This is a genomic window from Chitinophaga agri, assembly GCF_010093065.1.
GTDB classification, from domain to species: domain Bacteria; phylum Bacteroidota; class Bacteroidia; order Chitinophagales; family Chitinophagaceae; genus Chitinophaga; species Chitinophaga agri.
Map to the genome: position 1 here is coordinate 6,250,654 of NZ_CP048113.1, position 17,352 is coordinate 6,268,005.

The window sequence follows — 17,352 nt, forward strand, 5'->3', positions numbered from 1 at the left end:
CACGTTGGCAGTTACATGACATATATACACGTATTGGTTCAAAAAAAGAAAGAAAATGAGTATTACTTTAGGGAATCAGGAGTACTTCAAAGGCATTGGTAAAATAGCCTACGAAGGCCCTCAGTCAACAAATCCATTTGCTTATAAATGGTATGACGAGAACAGAAAGATCGGTGGTAAGACCATGAAGGAACTGTTCCGTTTTGCAGTATCCTACTGGCATACCTTCTGCGGCACCGGTGGCGATCCTTTCGGTCCCGGTACCAAAGCTTTTCCATGGTTAACTGCTACGGATGCAGTGCAGAGCGCTAAGGACAAAATGGATGCTGCTTTCGAATTTTTCACGAAACTGGGTGTTCCTTATTACTGCTTCCACGACGTGGACCTGGTAGACGAAGGTGTTTCCATCAGTGAGTACGAAAGCCGTATGCAGCAGATCGTGGAGTATGCAAAAGAAAAACAGAAAGCCAGCGGTGTAAAACTGCTGTGGGGCACTGCGAATGTATTCAGCAATCCGCGTTACATGAATGGTGCATCTACCAATCCTGATTTTTCTGTAGTCGCTTATGCTGGTACACAGGTAAAGAACTCCCTGGATGCAACGATTGCACTGGGTGGTGAGAACTACGTGTTCTGGGGCGGCCGTGAAGGGTATATGACCCTGCTGAATACAAACATGAAGCGTGAACAGGAACACCTGGCCCGCTTCCTGACAATGGCAAAAGATTATGCGCGTAAACAGGGCTTCAAAGGCACTTTCTTTATCGAGCCTAAGCCTTGTGAACCTACTAAACACCAGTACGATTATGATGCTGCAACCGTGATCGGTTTCCTGCGTCACTACGGACTGGATAAAGATTTTAAACTGAACCTGGAAGTGAACCACGCTACGCTGGCGGGACATACCTTCCAGCATGAGTTGCAGGTGGCTGCTGATGCAGATATGCTGGGTAGTATCGATGCTAATCGCGGTGATGCACAGAACGGATGGGATACTGACCAGTTCCCAATGAACCTGAATGATATGGTAGAGTTCATGCTCGTTATCCTGGAAGCCGGTGGTTTCGCTGGTGGTGGTGTAAACTTCGATGCAAAAACACGCCGTAACTCAACTGATCTGGAAGATATCTTCCATGCACATATCGGTGGTATCGATTCATTCGCACGCGCTGCTGTTATCGCAGAGAAAGTGCTGGAACAATCTCCTTACAAGCAGTTCCGTAAAGATCGTTACGCTTCGTTTGACAGCGGTAAGGGTAAAGCATTTGAAGATGGTCAACTGACACTGGAAGATCTGCGCAGTTTCGCCGTAAGTAATGGTGAACCTAAGCTGATCAGCGGTAAACAGGAATGGCTGGAAAACATCATCAACCAGTACATCTGATTGACGCACCTTTGTTGAATTGAAAATAAACGACAGCCCTGCTACATGCAGGGCTGTCGTGTTTATATGACTTCCTGGTCGAAGTAGCCCTAACGCTCCCGTGCGGCAATTACTATTGTGCGACAAAGTTTATGTAAATTACCTCGTGTGACACCTGACGACAGCCAGCGCACCACCATCACAAACTGATCACAACATATGTTTTCAATAGAGAAATTTCATAAAGAAGGGTTTGATATTATTGCGCTCAAAGATGATCTGAGCGATGCACAGGCAGAAATTCTGCCAGCGCACAGCGCTATGTTACATGCCTTCCGTATACCGCATCATAATGATGTGATCAATATTATTGATGGGTATACAAGTTTGCAGGACTATCAGACTAACATGACGGAATACTTTAAAGGCGCGAAGCTGAGTCCATTTGCCTGCCGTATTCCTGGTGGCAGGTATGAATGGGAGGGGAAGGAGTATGTTATCGAAAAGATGATCACGCCAGGCAGCTGTATCCACGGATTGCTGTATAACGTCGCCTTTGAGGTTGTGAGAACATATGCGGATGAGAGGAATGCCCTTGTTACATTGCGTTATCAGTATAAAGGAGAGGACCACGGGTATCCGTTTCCGTATGACTGTGAAGTGGAGTACCGCCTACAGCCGGGTATGCGACTGGAAATAAGTACTACCATTAGTAGTCATGCTGGTTCCCCCATGCCATTGATGGATGGCTGGCACCCCTATTTTACAACAGGTACACCTGTAGATGAACTGGAATTACAGTTTGCTTCGGAACAGATAGTGGAATTTAATGCGCAGCTGATACCAACAGGACAGGTATTACCCTATGACCGGTTCCTGGAATCTTCACCATTGACAGGAATTCCACTGGATAACTCATTCCTGCTGAATTTTAGTCAGCACGCGTCTTCCTGTACACTACGAGATCCGCTAAAGCACCTGGCTATTACTTTTTACCCGGATAGCAGTTATCCGGTGTTACAGTTATATATACCACCACACCGGAACAGCATTGCGATAGAAAACCTGACCGGCGCACCGAATGCATTCAATAATGGTATGGGGCTGATTACCCTGCAACCAGGAGAAACCAGGACATTTACGACAGCGATAGCTGCTGCCGCCTGGTAGTATGGCAGGCTCCCCTTGGCATAGTCTTTGGAACTTTACCAGTATTGTTCACCCAAAAAAGATATGTTATGGATACTTTAGAAATCAAGGGCAAATGGAATGAGCTGAAGGGCAAAATTAAACAACAGTACGCCGATCTTACAGATGATGATTTATTGTATGAAGAAGGTCAGGAAGACCGTCTCATAGGAAAGCTTCAGCAGAAACTGGGTAAATCCCGTGATGAGATTATTAAACTTTTAAAATCTGCATAAGATGGGAAGTCTGTTATATCTGATCGCTATAATACTTATTATCGGCTGGTTGTTGGGCTTCTTTGTTTATTCTGCAACTGGACTGATTCATGTCCTCCTGGTGCTGGCGATCGTAGCCATACTCCTCCAGATCATAAGGGGAGCGAGATGAGTCCGTTTTCATAAAATATTATACAAAAGCCAAAAATCCTCCCATTAACCGGGAGGATTTTTTCGTTATTTTTTTAGGATATTGCCGATAGATTAATTCATCAGCTACATGAAAAGAACCACCATCTGGATATTATTCCTGTGTTGTTGTTGCAGCCTGCTGGTTGTAAAAGCACAGGCACAGGTTACATTGACGGGGACTATTATGGACAAGGAAAATAAGCTTGTCCTTCCTTACGCCAGCGTGACCAATAAGAGTACCGGCCGCCGGGCCTATTCAGATAAGGGCGGTTTTTACCGGATATCTGCCAGTCCCAAGGATGTGATCGTATTTTCCTTTTTGGGGTATAAGTCCGACAGTATTGTGGTGGCCCAGAGCAGTGGGACGGAAACCCGTAACATCTCTCTGGTAGTGGAGGCAACGCAGTTGCGGGGTGTGGAAATTGGTACGCAGTACTCACCCTATCAGGCGGATTCCATTACCCGAAGAGAGCAATTCGGTTATATTCTCGATAAAAGGGATATGCCGCTGGCCGGAGGTAGTACACCTGTAGGGGCTGGTATTGTTTTTAGCCCGTTCACCCGTTATTCACGGAGGGAGAAGCAAAAAAGAGAGTTTAAGAAGATTTTTGCCAAGGCGGAACATGAACATTATGTGGATTCGCGGTTTACGCCGGCATTTGTGAGTAAAGTGACCAGTCTCAAGGGCGACTCATTGCAGTTATTTATGCGGGAGAACTATCCTGACTACAATACACTGCGTACAATGCCTCAGGAGGACCTGATCTACTGGATCACAGATAAGTACAAAGCCTGGATCAAAAAGTAACAGTAGTTACAGCACATACCATAATTAGCAACGGCCACTCTGTCTCCAGAGTGGCCGTTTGCATGCAGAGGCCAATAGAACAAAATATCTTTTAATTATAGACTTTCACCATGTAAACAAACTCTTCCAGTTTCTTCACCTGATCTACGCGGCTGAGTCCTTCAAGTTTATTCTTATGGTTCCATTCTTTTTTAGGCAGTTTCTCTTTAGGCATCTGTTCCAGCAGACGTTTCAGGTGAGCGGATTTTACTGCAAAAGCAATACCGTCTGACGTGGTCTGTTTGCCGGTTACGATACCTACTACATCACCTTTGCTATCCATCAGTGGAGCTCCACTGTTACCGGGGTTAACCGGGATAGATACCTGATAGGCTGCACTGTCTCCATTAAAGCCGGTCTGAGCGCTGATATAGCCTTCGCCATAAACAATCTCATCTCTTGGATAGCCCAGGGTGAAGACTGCTTCGCCGCGTGATGCACGGGCTGGTTTCAGTGAGTAAGGAAGTGGTTGACCTTTAAAAGTAGAGTCAGTGATCTTAAGGATGGCGAGGTCGCTGGAAATATCCTCAAATACACTGGCCGCTTTAAAGGCTTCACCTTTGGTATTTTGTATATATATGGAGTCAGCTCCTGCTACGACATGATAGTTCGTCACTACGTAGCCATTATTGGAGATGGCAAATCCGGTACCACCATAAGTGCCGGGATTGGCCGGAGCTTTCTTTGAACTGTTAATGTCATTAATGAGGGCCGTCTGTGAGCGTTGTATGTGTTTCAGCTCGCGTCTTACATCCTCATATTCCGCTTTGGTTTTTTGTCTGCTGGCCTGTTGCATCAGTGCAATAGTAGACACAGAGGTCAGCAGTGCGATACCTGCTGCTGCAGCCATGTTCAGCACCAGCTTTCTGCTGATGGAGAAGACCTTTTTAGGTGCAGGAGATGCCGAAGGAGCAATATGTACATGATTATTAGCCATACCAGCATGGATCTTATCCATTTTTTCCTGCAAAGCTGACCTGCGTCCGAAGTATTCCAGCTGCTGAATGAGCTGCTGGTGAGCCAGCACCTGCTCATTGACCGCCGGGTCGGACTGGCGAAGCGCTTCGAAGGCAGTTTTTTCCTGCTCGTTCATTTCGCCCTCCAGGTAGCGTTCAATATCACGTATCATTGAAAATTCGTTCATCCCTGTAACCGCTTTTGCGGATCTGTCAAATGGAACACCCGACAGGTCCAAGATTTATATTGTTGATTTATATTGTTCAAAAAATAATTTCTTCAGCCGCATCAGACATTTATACTTCTGGTTCTTGGCATTTTCTGAGTTGGTATAACCAAATTTCTCAGCAATGTCCTGCATAGACATCTTCCGGACATAATAGTCTTCCAGGATGGTTTTACAGGGTTCGCCCATATTACCCATTGCCTTTTCCATGATGGTGAACTGCTGGTCCTTTTCCTCATGTTCGGTAATGTCGCTCGTCTCTTCAGCGGGCAGTACTTCTTCCAGTTCATCCGGAAGCGCCAGTTGCCAGCTTCCTGTCTGTAATTTCTTCAACCATAGATGACGGCACACAGCATACAGATAAGTTTTCAGCTTGCTGTAAAGATCGAATTCTCCTTTTCTCGCCTTCTCATATAATATGATCATTGCCTCCTGGAAAAGATCTTTTGCATCATCCTCAGACCCTTTATACTGTAAAACCATTCTTAATATAGAAGGATAATTCTCCGTATAGATGGTCGCCAGCGCTCTGTCGTCGTTCCTGGTAAGTCCCAGTAGTAATTCCCGATCCCTTTCTATGTTCTGATTATGCTTCACTTATTAATACAATTAAATGGCTTTGGTAACCCAAAGTAGCAGAAAAAATTTCCAAATCCCAAATAAGACAGAACAACTGTCCGTTTCCTGCCGTCCAGACCGGACGCCTTCATATACGTTTTGATGTCTATATATGTAAATGTCCCGGTGGAAGGCGAAAAAACAGATAAAAAGGGCCCGAAAAAAAAATTTTAAAAAAAGTGGGTTACCTTTTTTCAACGCCGGTATAAAGAGTAAATAATATTTCAAAAACCTAAAAAATAGTCAAATGAAAAACGCACTGAAAATTGGATTTTTAGCTTTAGCTCTGGGTGTATTCGCAGCTTCTTGCGGTGGTTCTACTACTCCAGCTGAAGGAGATAGCACTGCTAACGCAACTATCGACACAGCGACTGCTACAGTAGATACTGCAACTGCTACAGTTGATACAGCTACTGCTACAGTTGATTCTTCTAAAGCTGCAGTTGACACAACTAAGAAATAATTGACCTGGTAAGCAATAAAAGGCTTTTATATAACCGCTCCGTTTCTTAACGGGGCGGTTTTTTTTTGTTAAGGGGCCCTGTTTATCTTTGTTTTTGAATAAAATATCTATAAAATAGGTTTTTATTAGAAATAATGTAATTTTTCGCAAAGACGCTTGGAAAATTCAAATCGCGGTGTATTTTTGTCAGGCAATTAAGCGAATATGATACAGCAAACAACCTTTGGTTACTTTTATGGTTTCTATTATTTCTGGTTCCAGAAATAGGGAGGTCGTTTGTAGTACTGAAATATAAAGAAACTAGCAAAAGGCCTCCCGGAACGGGAGGCCTTCTTTTTTTCCGATAATATCCAAATACGCATATGTTACGCCGTTTCAGTCTTTATTTCTTTTACTTTTTCTTTTACTTCTTTTACGTCGTAAAGGCCGGGACTCTTTTGTAATAAATGCACGAATAAATAACTGCAAATAAAAAGGGTCCCGGCTCCGCTGGGGCCCTTTTTCATTTTATACAGTAGTTGCTACAGCAACTACAAATCCAAACCAAACATTAAAAAATGCGTATCGCAATCCAGGGTTTTGAAGGATGTTTTCATCAGATAGCAGCAGAGGCTTATTATGGTAAGGGAATAGACATAGAATGTTGCGCATCCTTTCCGGAGCTCGTTAAGAAAGTAGTTAAACAGAAAGAGGCTGATGCCGGTGTAATGGCCATCGAAAACTCCATCGCCGGAAGTATTCTGCCAAACTACTCGCTGCTGAAAAATTCAGGTCTGCATGTTATCGGTGAAGTATACCTTCATATCAAACAGCACCTGATGGTATTACCAGGCCAAACCCTGGAGGATATACGGGAAGTACATTCTCACCATATGGCGCTGCTCCAGTGCACTGAGTTCCTGGAAAAGCATCCGCATATGAAACTGGTAGAAACAGAAGATACTGCCCTCAGTGCCAAGCACGTAGCACAGAAGAAACTGAAAAGTACCGCAGCCATCGCTGGTAAACTGGCTGCTGAAATATATGGTCTGGATATCATCGCACCGAATATCCATACTATCAAAAATAACTATACCCGCTTCCTGGTTATTTCTCCTAACGGAGTAACACCTGCCCCGGATGCCAATAAAGCTTCCGTATACTTCCAGACATCTCACGATCGCGGAAGCCTGGCAAAGGTGCTGACACAGGTAGCACAGGCTGGGATCAACCTGAGTAAAATACAGTCGTTCCCGATGCCGGCTAAAGAATGGAACTATTACTTCCATGCGGACTTCGAATTTGAGAACCTGAGCCACTTTGAGAAAAGTATCAGCAAAATTCAGCCGCTGACAGAAGATCTGAAAGTATTAGGTATCTATCAGAAAGGAAACACTCACTAATCACATACATCAGGACGCGGAAAACAAAGCACTATGAACTTACAGGTAGCAAAAAGGCTGCAGCAAACGGAAGAATACTACTTCTCCAAGAAGCTCAGGGAAATAGACGAGATGAATAAAACAGGCGCAAAGGTGATCAACCTTGGTATAGGTAGCCCTGATCTGCCGCCTCATCCCTCTGTGATTGCCGCTTTGCATGAATATGCACAGAAGCCTGACACCCATGCATACCAGGGGTACAAAGGTATTCCGGCATTACGTAAAGCAATGGCCGACTGGTACCAGCGCTTCTATGGTGTATCCCTCGAACCTGAAAAGGAAGTGCTGCCGCTCATCGGGTCTAAGGAAGGTATCATGCACATCTGCATGACCTACCTGCAGGAAGGAGACGAAGCATTAGTGCCTAATCCCGGTTACCCTACCTACCGTTCTGCAGTAAACCTGAGTGGTGCTACGGTAGTAGATTATGATCTGGAAGAAAAGAACGGCTGGTTGCCTGATCTTGATGCCCTGGCAAAGAGAGACCTGAGTAAAGTGAAACTGATGTGGGTAAACTATCCGCATATGCCAACCGGCGCCCGCTTCAATGAAGCGTTTGCGCTTAAACTGATCGCATTTGCGAAGGAACATAACATCCTGATCTGTCATGATAATCCTTACAGCTTTATCCTGAACAAACAACCGCAAAGTCTGTTACAGACGCCTGGTGCCAGGGATGTGGTACTGGAACTGAACTCTCTCAGCAAGTCATCCAATATGGCGGGCTGGCGTGTAGGTATGCTGGTAGGCAAACAGGAATGGATCAATGAAGTGCTACGCTTCAAAAGTAATATGGACTCCGGTATGTTCCAGCCGCTGCAGATGGCTGCTGTGAAAGCACTTGAGTTAGGCCCTGAATGGTATGCCGAACTGAATGGTATCTATGAAGGTCGCCGTAAAAAGGTATATGAACTGCTGGAACTGCTGAACTGTTCATTCGATAAAGACCAGGTGGGATTGTTCGTATGGGCAAAGATCCCTGCTGGTGCTAAAGACGGATTTGCTGTAACAGATGAGATCCTGCATAAAGCACAGGTATTCATCACACCGGGTGGTATCTTTGGCAGCAATGGTAACGGCTACATCAGGGTAAGTCTCTGTAAAGATGAGAAAGTATTCGATGAAGTGCTGGATAGGATAAAAACAAAATTTAAGCAGTAAGTCATGGTCGCAACTATAGTAGGAACGGGTTTAATAGGTGGTTCACTGGCTATCAGCATGAAGGAGAAAGGTGTGGTCAACTGGATCATCGGGGTGGACCAGCGTGAAGAGAACCTGCAAAAAGCCCAGGAGCTGAAGATCATCGACGAAGGAGTTTCTTCCATCAAAGATGCGATGCAACGCTCTAAGCTCATCATACTGGCTATACCCGTAGATGCGCTGTTGCAGATACTTCCTTCTGTAATGGATAACGCCGGACCTGAACATGTGATCATGGATGTAGGTTCTACAAAAGAAAAGATTCTGCAACTCGTTGCCGGTCATCCCAACAGAGGTCGCTTCGTGGCTGCCCACCCGATGGCCGGCACGGAATATTCCGGACCGGAAGCTGCTATAAAGAATCTTTTTACACAAAAGACCATGGTACTTTGTGATGTGAAGAACAGTGATGAAGATGCACTGGAAGTTGTTGAAAATATGGTAGACAAATTGCAGATGCGTCTCGTATATATGAATGCAGTAGAACACGACCTGCACACCGCATATATATCACATATCTCTCACATTACTTCTTTCGCACTGGCGTTGACGGTACTGGAGAAAGAAAAGGAGCAGGGCCGCATTTTTGAACTGGCAAGCGGTGGTTTCGAATCTACCGTACGACTGGCAAAAAGCTCTCCCGATATGTGGGTGCCGATCTTCAAGCATAACCGCCATAATGTGCTGGATGTACTGGATGAACACATCAATCAGCTACAGCAGATGAAACAGTTGCTCGAAAATGAAGATTACGAAACATTCTATAAACTGATCCAGAAATCAAATAAGATCAGAAAAATATTAAAATAGCCGATAGTCGGACAAACAAGAAAACAAACAATTCACTAGATTATGGACGACTATCGTCTATGGTCTGCAAAGCGTCAAACGATGGAACAGATTCTCGCAAAAACAAAATTCTCCGATCCGACTTCAGATAAGAAGCCGCTGATCATTTCCGGTCCATGCAGTGCAGAAACCGAAGAACAGGTACTTGATACAGCACTGAGACTGGCTAAAACCGGTAAAGTAGATGTACTGCGTGCTGGTATCTGGAAACCACGTACCCGTCCGGGTTCTTTCGAAGGTATCGGTGTAACTGGTTTACCATGGTTACAGAAAGCGAAAGAACTGACCGGCCTTCCACTGGCTGTAGAAGTAGCAACGGCCAAGCAGGTAGAAGAAGCCCTGGCACATAATGTTGACATCCTGTGGATCGGTGCCCGTACTACTGTGAACCCATTCTCTGTTCAGGAAGTTGCTGACGCGCTGAAAGGTGTGGATACAACCGTATTGATCAAAAACCCTATCAACCCGGACCTCGAACTGTGGATTGGTGCTGTAGAACGTGTACGTAACGCTGGTATTACCAAGATCGGTCTGATCCACCGTGGTTTCTCCAGCTACGGTAACACCGAATACCGTAACGCTCCGATGTGGCACCTGCCGATCGAAATGAAGCGCCGTATGCCTGAACTGCCTATCATCTGTGATCCAAGCCATATAGGTGGTCGTCGCGATATTTTGCAGGACATTGCACAGGAAGCTGTTGACCTGGATTACGATGGTCTGATGCTGGAATCTCACATCGATCCTGATAAGGCATGGAGCGATGCTAAACAGCAGGTTACTCCTGAAAGACTGGCAGAAATTTTGGATGGTATCACCTGGCGCCATGAGCATACCGACAAGAAGGAATTTAACTCTGCACTGGATAAACTCCGTGGTCAGATCAACCAGCTTGATGACGAAATCCTGCTGTTACTCGGTAACCGTATGAAAGTCGCTGAGAAGATCGGTCTGTACAAGAAAGAGAACAATGTGACCATCCTGCAGACGAACCGTTGGAATGAGATCCTGGAGCGTGGTATTGCTAAAGGTGAGAAACTGGGCCTGACAAAAGATTTCATCCTGAAATACTTTGATGCAGTACACCTGGAATCCATCAACAGGCAGAACAGAGTGATGAACGAAGACAAATAGACCCAACACAAAATATGAGAACGTTATCTTACCAGTTCCAGCATAGTAGCACCAAATATTATCTGGGAGAAAGCCTGCTACAGCTGGGCAATTATGCTGATCCTTCCCGTACGGTACTTGTACTGGATGAAAATGTGGACAAACACCACGGGCATAAACTGCCAGGCTGGAAAAAGCTGGTGATCCCGGATGGAGAGGAACATAAAAGCGGTGAAGTCCTCGATCAGATCATCAATGGACTGATCGAACTGGAGGCAGACCGTAAGACAATGCTGATAGGCATCGGCGGCGGTATGACCACTGACCTTACAGGTTATGCAGCCAGCATTTACATGCGTGGAATGCCTGTAGGTTTTGTTCCGACTACCTTGCTGGCTCAGGTGGATGCGTCTATTGGTGGCAAAAACGGTATCAACCATGGTAAACATAAGAACATGCTGGGCACTATCCGGCAGCCTGAGTTCATTCTGTTTGATTACACACTGCCGCTGACAATGCCGGCAGAAGAATGGCACAACGGCTTCGCGGAGATCATCAAGTATGCGTGCATCCTCGATGCCAGCCTGTTCACCTACCTGGAACAGAACCGTGATAAAGCCATGCAGCGTGATGTGGCTGTACTGGAATACCTGGTGGAACGTTCCGTTGAACTGAAAACCAAAGTAGTGCTGGAAGATGAATTTGAAACTGCTTCCCGTCGCTGGCTGAACTTCGGCCATACGCTGGGACACGCTGTGGAAAAGATCGAGAACATTGCGCATGGTAAAGCTGTTGCTATAGGTATGGTAGCAGCTGCCAAGATCTCAGAGAAACTCAAAGGACTGCCCGTTGAAGAAACCAACAGGTTGATCCGTCTCATTAACGATTATCAGTTGCCGGTGACGCTGACTTCCAACAAGGAAGAAGTGTTCAACATCTTCAAGCTGGATAAGAAGCGCGAGAAAGATGCGATTCACTTTGTACTGCTCGAAGAAATAGGAAAGGCGATGACACAGCCTGTTCCTATCACAGAACTGAAGCAATTGCTGGATGAACTTTAAATAAACTAATTATGCAGGTAACAATATCGCCCGGCGCTATCAGTGGTACAGTGACCGCCAATCCTTCCAAAAGTGCTATGCAGCGCGCAGTTGCAGCAGCTTTACTGAGCAACGGGACCAGCATTATCCGTAATCCGGGTCTGAGCAATGACTGTCTCGCAGCATTGGACGTAGCCGGTAAACTGGGTGCTGATATCAAACGTAATGATGATCATATCGCAATAACAAGTAGGGGTATACATCCTGTATCCGGTGAAATCAACTGTGGTGAGTCCGGCCTCGGTATCCGCATGTTCACACCCATCGCAGCACTGTCTGAAAAAGCAATTTCTATCAACGGTCACGGTAGTCTGACTGTCCGTCCGATGAACTTTTTCGAAGAGGTACTGCCTCTGCTGGATGTTAAATGCGTAACCCGCGAAGGTAGACTGCCACTGGATATTCAGGGGCCTTTACATCCAAAAGATATTACTATTGATGGCTCTCTGAGCTCTCAGTTCCTCACTGGCCTGCTGATGGCCTATGGCGCTACTGCAGAGGATGTGACCATCACGGTTAAAGATCTGAAAAGCAAACCCTACATTGCGCTTACGCTGCAACTCATGCAGCAGTTTGGGGTACAGGTGCAGGAGCAGAACTTTGAAAAGTTTCACTTCGGTAAACGCCAGTCTTACAAAGCCAGTGAATACACTGTAGAAGGAGACTGGAGTGGTGCAGCTTTCCTGCTGGTAGCAGCAGCGGTAGCTGGTAAAGCAGAAGTACATCACCTCAATACACAATCCGCACAATCAGATAAAGCTATTCTGGAAGCACTGGAAAAAGCAGGCGCAGGTCTGATGCCCGGTGTATTCACTATGATCGTGGAAAAACAACAACTGCAGGCTTTCGATTTTGACGCGACCGACTGTCCTGATCTGTTTCCTCCACTGGTGGCACTGGCAGCTAACTGTCAGGGCACTACGAAGATCATCGGTGTGAACAGACTGGCCCACAAAGAAAGTGACCGTGGTAAGACACTACAGGAAGAATTTGGTAAAATGGGTATCGTAATAGACCTGCATGGAGATGAAATGCTGGTACATGGCGGTACAGGTATCAAAGGTGCTGTAGTGAGCTCTCACAACGATCACCGTATAGCAATGGCTTGTGCCGTAGCTGCATTGAACGCTGATGCACCTGTAACGATTGAAGATGCCGAAGCCATTAACAAATCATACCCTGAGTTTTACGATCATCTCGCTAAGATCGGTGGTATAGTAACAACGCAGGGTACAGCAAGCCTGACGCATTAATAGCAACAAGACTGCTGGCAGGTAAGTCATCACTGATGCCCTGTCAGCAGTACTGTATAAAATATTCAAACAGCATGAACAGCTTTGGTAGATTATTCCGGGTGAATGTATTTGGCGAATCGCATGGCGCCAGCGTAGGTGTGAATATAGACGGTGTTCCTGCCGGTATTCCGCTTACTCAGGAGGATTTCCTGCCTGACCTGGAACGACGTAAGGCCGGAGCAAAAGGTACGACTCCCCGCAAGGAAGAAGACCTGCCTTTTATTAAGTCCGGTGTATTCAATGATCATACTACCGGTGCTCCTGTCACGATATTATTTGAAAACAACAATACCCGCAGTACCGACTATGAGAAGCTCCGTGAGTTTCCGCGTCCTGGTCATGCGGATTTTGTAGCTACACATAAATTCGGTGGTTTCGAAGATTATCGTGGCGGTGGTCATTTCAGTGGCCGTCTTACCCTGAACCTGGTAGCTGCTGGTGTTATTGCCAAGAAGATCCTGGGTGCTGGTATATCTGTAAAGGCTACGCTGACAGAAGTAGGCGGATTGCCTGATGCAGAGAAAGGGCTGGAAGCTGCTATTGCAGCTAAAGATTCCGTAGGTGGGATTGTGGAATGTGTAGTGGAAGGGCTGCCTATCGGCCTCGGAGAGCCTTTCTTTGATTCAGTGGAATCCACAATTGCCCATGCCGTATTCTCAATCCCTGCTATCAAGGGTATCGAATTCGGTGCTGGCTTCGCTGCGGCAAAAATGAAAGGTGTTGAGCATAACGATGCCATTCTGGATGCAAGCGGAAAGACAGCTACGAATCATGCCGGCGGTGTAGTAGGTGGTATTACCAATGGTAATCCGCTCGTATTCCGCGTAGCGGTAAAGCCAACTTCCAGCACGCCGAAAGAACAGCATACGCTGAACATTAAGAGCGGAGAAGTGGAGAGCTTCAGTGTAAAAGGCCGTCATGACCTGTGTATTGCGCTGCGCGTACCCGTAGTACTGGAAGCAGTGGCCGCTATGGCACTAGCGGATCTTATGCTGCTGGAACACAGGGCTGGCAGGGTCTGGAAATAATCCGGAAGTACGAATTAGGAATTGAGCATCACGGAGACTGCTCTGGAAATAAGATGCCAACTATACTACGATCACATACAAATAAAATGGGCGTTTCAATATTATTGAAACGCCCATTTTATTTGTATGAAATGCCTATTAAATAATGCATGGACTAAGAGCGTCCTGCATTTTCAATTGGTCATTCCCAATTCCTGATTATTTCTCGATCGAGATCAGTTCTACATCAAATACCAGCGCACTGTTAGGGCCGATTTTCGGACCTGCCTGACGCTCACCGTAAGCCAGTTCAGATGGTATGAACAGCTTCCATTTGGAACCTACCGGCATTAACTGTAATGCTTCTGTCCAACCCTTGATAACTCCGCTAACAGGGAAGGAGATCGGCTGACCTCTTTCTACAGAGCTGTCAAATACGGTACCATCGATCAGTGTACCGTGGTAATGAGTTTTTACTTTGTCATTGATGGTTGGTTTAGGACCTGTTCCTTCAGTGATCACCTGGTACTGTAAACCACTTGGCAGCGTTACCACGCCTGGTTTGGTTTTATTTTCGGCCAGGAACTGCTCGCCAGCTACTTTGTTTTTCTGCATTTTTTCAGCTTTTAACTGTTGTAAATATTCGCTTACACTCATATTGCCTTGTTCTTTTGTAATCAAAGGTGTGCCGTTGCTAAGGGCATCTTGCAGCGCTTTGGTCAACGCCTGATTGTTGATGCTGTCCAGTCCCTGCATTTTCAGCATATTACCAAATTCCAGGCCAATAGCATAGCTGATGGTATCCAGTTTGGTCTGCAGTAATGGCGCCGGCGCTTCTACTATCCGGGGTGCTTCGTCTTTTTTAGACTTCTTTTTCTTTTGCGCGTAACCTGGTAAGGTTGCCACGCCCAAAACTCCAAGTAATAGGGCTTTTCTGATCATATAATGGTTTATTGAACTGTACAGATCATCCGGTAGGATATCCACCGGAATTGGTCTGCAAGTTAGTAACTATTTGATTACCGGCAATTCTATATGAGACGGATGCTGTGCATCGTGGTAAATTCTGATGTCCGCCTTACGGAAATCCTTATCGTCGCAGGTATAGATATCGGTAAATACCTGTGGATTCCTGTCTACCAGCGGGAACCAGCTGCTTTGTACCTGTACCATGATCTTATGTCCTTTTTTGAACGTATGTGCAACGTCCGGTATGCTGAAGTTCACATCGGTCGGCGTGTCAGGCTTGAACGGCGCTGGTTTTTCAAAACTGTTACGGTATTTTCCACGCATGATCTCGCCACGTACCAGCATCTGGTAACCGCCCATCGGATATGTGGCAGAATTTAATCTGCGGTGTTCTGAAGGGGCGTCCTGCTCATATCTGAAATCATTCGGGAATACGTCAATCAGCTTCACTACGAAGTCAGCGTCAGTACCGCTGGTGCTTACCACGAGCTTCGCTAACAATGGTCCCGCCAGGGTAACATCTTCTGTCAGTATAACTGATTCAAATACGGCTACATCCGGACGTCTTGCTGCGAAACGCTGATCGTCGGTCATATAGGAGATGGTACGGTTGAAATGCACATCTTCTGTATAAGGTACTGGTTTGGCCGGGTCACTTACATATTCCGTAAAGCTGTTAGTGGTCAGTGGTTTGCTGAAGTCCAGTTTGCCGTTTGCCTGCAGATACAGTGACTTGTTGTGTACGTTTGGCAGTGGCCACTGAGACAGTTTGCGCCACTGGTTTTCACCTGTAAAGAAGATGGTAGCCTCAGCAATGCTGTCGACCCCTTTGCCTTTCAGATAGTAGTTAAAGAATGGTACTTCTATATTCTCCTGATACCATTTGGAGGTAGCACTCCCAAAACGTACGTTGCCCAGGGAGGAACCATCATTGGTCTTGGAAGCCCATTGTCCATGATACCATGGTCCCATTACAATACGGTTGTTAGTCTTCCTGCTCTGCTGTTCGATTGCCTTGTAGGTATTCCAGGCGCCAAAACAGTCTTCCGCATCAAACAGTCCGCCTACTTCCAGCATAGCTGGTTGTACGTTGTTCAGGAACTGCCTTACATTACGTGCTTTCCACCAGTTGTCCAGGTTTGGATGTGCTACCAGGTCTTTCCAGAAAGCGATACTGTCACCCATTAGTTTTGTGAAGTTCTTCACAGCACCGGTACGCAGGTAAAAATCATAGTTATCGGTATTGTGATAATCAAAACCAGTAGGTCCTACTGTGGTAGGCTTTGGCCTCGGCTTGCCAAAACTGGTATAGAAAGAAAAGGCATCTGTGATAAAGAACGCACCATTATGGTGGAAGTCGTCTCCGATGAACCAGTCTGTCACCGGTGCCTGAGGGCTTACTGCCTTCAGTGCCGGGTGACCGCTCAGAGAGGCCATTGTAGAATAAAATCCGGGATACGAGATGCCCAGGATACCCACATTGCCATTGTTACCTTCCAGGTTCTTTACCAGCCAGTCAATGGCATCGTAGGTGTCGCTGGCTTCATCGATATCCTGCTTCCCCTTTTTCTCCGGATTGAAAGGACGCACGTCAACGAAGGTGCCTTCACTCATCCAGCGGCCTCTTACATCCTGCATGATAAAAATGTATCCTTCATGCAGATATGTATCGAAGTGGCTATTCCAGAGCGGCAGGAATTTGTCTTCTCCGTAAGGGGCGCAGGAGTAGGGGGTACGCGACATCAGGATAGGATGCTTCTCTGACTTGTCTTTCGGCATGTAGATAGCGGTAAATAATTTAACGCCATCACGCATCGGAATGTATACCTCTTTTTTGATATAGTTCTCACGCACCCATAGGGAGTCCTGGTTGATTGCTTTCACACAGGAAGTGTGCATGATGAGTGCTGTAATGAACAGCAATAACAATTTTCTCATAAGCGATTTTAACGGTTTATTCTTATCTAAGATAACAGGGCTTCCCTGTCTTTCTTTGGTAGTGACTTTACAACAAGGTCATACGAGTCTTTGATCCACTCATAGATCAGACGGCTGGGGATATTAGCATGCACTTCTACGGTATTCCAGTGTTTCTTATTCATGTGGTAACCAGGTGTCACACCTTCATAGCGCTCGCGTAATTCCACCGCTATTTCAGGATCACACTTCAGATTGATACTTTCGAAGTTATCAAGCTGTGTCAAAGCAAAGATCTTCCCTTTTACTTTATACACCAGTGTCTCTTCACCGAAAGGAAACTCTTCAGTGACGGCTGGCAGTGCCAGACAGTATTCCCGGAATTGTTCAATATTCATGATATGCAGTATCT

18 protein-coding genes are annotated in these 17,352 nt (G+C 45.9%); 13 read left to right on the forward strand and 5 right to left on the reverse strand.

The genetic code is table 11. The features are described from left to right. Window positions 1-55 precede the first annotated feature (55 nt). The 5 genes from xylA to GWR21_RS25100 all read left to right on the forward strand — a co-directional run bounded on the left by xylA (window position 56) and on the right by GWR21_RS25100 (window position 3,766). Window positions 56-1,384 carry a xylose isomerase gene (gene xylA / locus GWR21_RS25080; protein ID WP_162334415.1) on the forward strand — a complete coding sequence of 443 codons (1,329 nt, stop codon included), beginning with the start codon at window positions 56-58 and terminating at the stop codon, window positions 1,382-1,384. A 198-nt stretch (window positions 1,385-1,582) separates the two neighbouring features. Next, window positions 1,583-2,533 (forward strand): aldose 1-epimerase, encoded by a 951-nt coding sequence (locus GWR21_RS25085; RefSeq protein WP_162334416.1) that lies wholly within the window; start codon window positions 1,583-1,585, stop codon window positions 2,531-2,533. 68 nt (window positions 2,534-2,601) lie between these two features. After that, on the forward strand, window positions 2,602-2,787 hold the full coding sequence (locus GWR21_RS25090; protein WP_162334418.1) for a CsbD family protein: 186 nt from the start codon (window positions 2,602-2,604) through the stop codon (window positions 2,785-2,787). 1 nt (window position 2,788) lies between these two features. Then, entirely contained in the window at window positions 2,789-2,938 is a 150-nt protein-coding gene (locus GWR21_RS25095; RefSeq protein WP_162334420.1) for a lmo0937 family membrane protein, read from the forward strand. Between the two features lie 108 nt (window positions 2,939-3,046). Next, on the forward strand, window positions 3,047-3,766 hold the full coding sequence (locus GWR21_RS25100) for a carboxypeptidase-like regulatory domain-containing protein (RefSeq protein WP_162334421.1): 720 nt from the start codon (window positions 3,047-3,049) through the stop codon (window positions 3,764-3,766). A 91-nt stretch (window positions 3,767-3,857) separates the two neighbouring features. Here GWR21_RS25100 and GWR21_RS25105 read toward each other — a convergent pair whose 3' ends face one another. After that, window positions 3,858-4,949 carry a S1 family peptidase gene (locus tag GWR21_RS25105; protein WP_162334423.1) on the reverse strand — a complete coding sequence of 364 codons (1,092 nt, stop codon included), beginning with the start codon at window positions 4,947-4,949 and terminating at the stop codon, window positions 3,858-3,860. 54 nt (window positions 4,950-5,003) lie between these two features. Next, the gene (locus tag GWR21_RS25110; protein WP_162334425.1) at window positions 5,004-5,585 is read right to left on the reverse strand and encodes an RNA polymerase sigma factor; all 582 of its coding nucleotides are present in this window, start codon (window positions 5,583-5,585) and stop codon (window positions 5,004-5,006) included. 268 nt (window positions 5,586-5,853) lie between these two features. Here GWR21_RS25110 and GWR21_RS25115 point away from each other — a divergent pair, with 268 nt between their 5' ends. The 8 genes from GWR21_RS25115 to GWR21_RS25150 all read left to right on the forward strand — a co-directional run bounded on the left by GWR21_RS25115 (window position 5,854) and on the right by GWR21_RS25150 (window position 14,075). Further along, the gene (locus GWR21_RS25115; RefSeq protein WP_162334427.1) at window positions 5,854-6,069 is read left to right on the forward strand and encodes a hypothetical protein; all 216 of its coding nucleotides are present in this window, start codon (window positions 5,854-5,856) and stop codon (window positions 6,067-6,069) included. A gap of 557 nt (window positions 6,070-6,626) precedes the next feature. Next, window positions 6,627-7,451, forward strand: coding sequence for a prephenate dehydratase (locus tag GWR21_RS25120; RefSeq protein WP_162334428.1), 825 nt, complete (start codon window positions 6,627-6,629; stop codon window positions 7,449-7,451). 33 nt (window positions 7,452-7,484) lie between these two features. Continuing rightward, entirely contained in the window at window positions 7,485-8,651 is a 1,167-nt protein-coding gene (locus GWR21_RS25125) for a pyridoxal phosphate-dependent aminotransferase (RefSeq protein ID WP_162334430.1), read from the forward strand. Between the two features lie 3 nt (window positions 8,652-8,654). Then, complete coding sequence (locus GWR21_RS25130) at window positions 8,655-9,500, forward strand: prephenate dehydrogenase (RefSeq protein WP_162334432.1); 846 nt, start codon at window positions 8,655-8,657, stop codon at window positions 9,498-9,500. Between the two features lie 81 nt (window positions 9,501-9,581). Then, window positions 9,582-10,673, forward strand: a complete 1,092-nt coding sequence (locus GWR21_RS25135; protein ID WP_162334434.1) for a chorismate mutase — start codon at window positions 9,582-9,584, stop codon at window positions 10,671-10,673. Between the two features lie 14 nt (window positions 10,674-10,687). Then, on the forward strand, window positions 10,688-11,713 hold the full coding sequence (aroB, locus tag GWR21_RS25140) for a 3-dehydroquinate synthase (RefSeq protein WP_162334436.1): 1,026 nt from the start codon (window positions 10,688-10,690) through the stop codon (window positions 11,711-11,713). Between the two features lie 11 nt (window positions 11,714-11,724). Further along, the gene (aroA, locus tag GWR21_RS25145; protein ID WP_162334438.1) at window positions 11,725-13,005 is read left to right on the forward strand and encodes a 3-phosphoshikimate 1-carboxyvinyltransferase; all 1,281 of its coding nucleotides are present in this window, start codon (window positions 11,725-11,727) and stop codon (window positions 13,003-13,005) included. A gap of 74 nt (window positions 13,006-13,079) precedes the next feature. Next, complete coding sequence (locus tag GWR21_RS25150; protein ID WP_162334440.1) at window positions 13,080-14,075, forward strand: chorismate synthase; 996 nt, start codon at window positions 13,080-13,082, stop codon at window positions 14,073-14,075. Window positions 14,076-14,273: 198 nt separating this feature from the next. Here GWR21_RS25150 and GWR21_RS25155 read toward each other — a convergent pair whose 3' ends face one another. From GWR21_RS25155 to GWR21_RS25165, 3 genes are all read right to left on the reverse strand, one after another. Beyond that, complete coding sequence (locus GWR21_RS25155) at window positions 14,274-14,996, reverse strand: FKBP-type peptidyl-prolyl cis-trans isomerase (RefSeq protein WP_238430011.1); 723 nt, start codon at window positions 14,994-14,996, stop codon at window positions 14,274-14,276. 69 nt (window positions 14,997-15,065) lie between these two features. Beyond that, window positions 15,066-16,961, reverse strand: a complete 1,896-nt coding sequence (locus tag GWR21_RS25160) for a CocE/NonD family hydrolase (RefSeq protein WP_162334442.1) — start codon at window positions 16,959-16,961, stop codon at window positions 15,066-15,068. Between the two features lie 26 nt (window positions 16,962-16,987). Continuing rightward, window positions 16,988-17,338, reverse strand: coding sequence for an MmcQ/YjbR family DNA-binding protein (locus GWR21_RS25165; protein WP_162334444.1), 351 nt, complete (start codon window positions 17,336-17,338; stop codon window positions 16,988-16,990). Window positions 17,339-17,352: the final 14 nt, after the last annotated feature.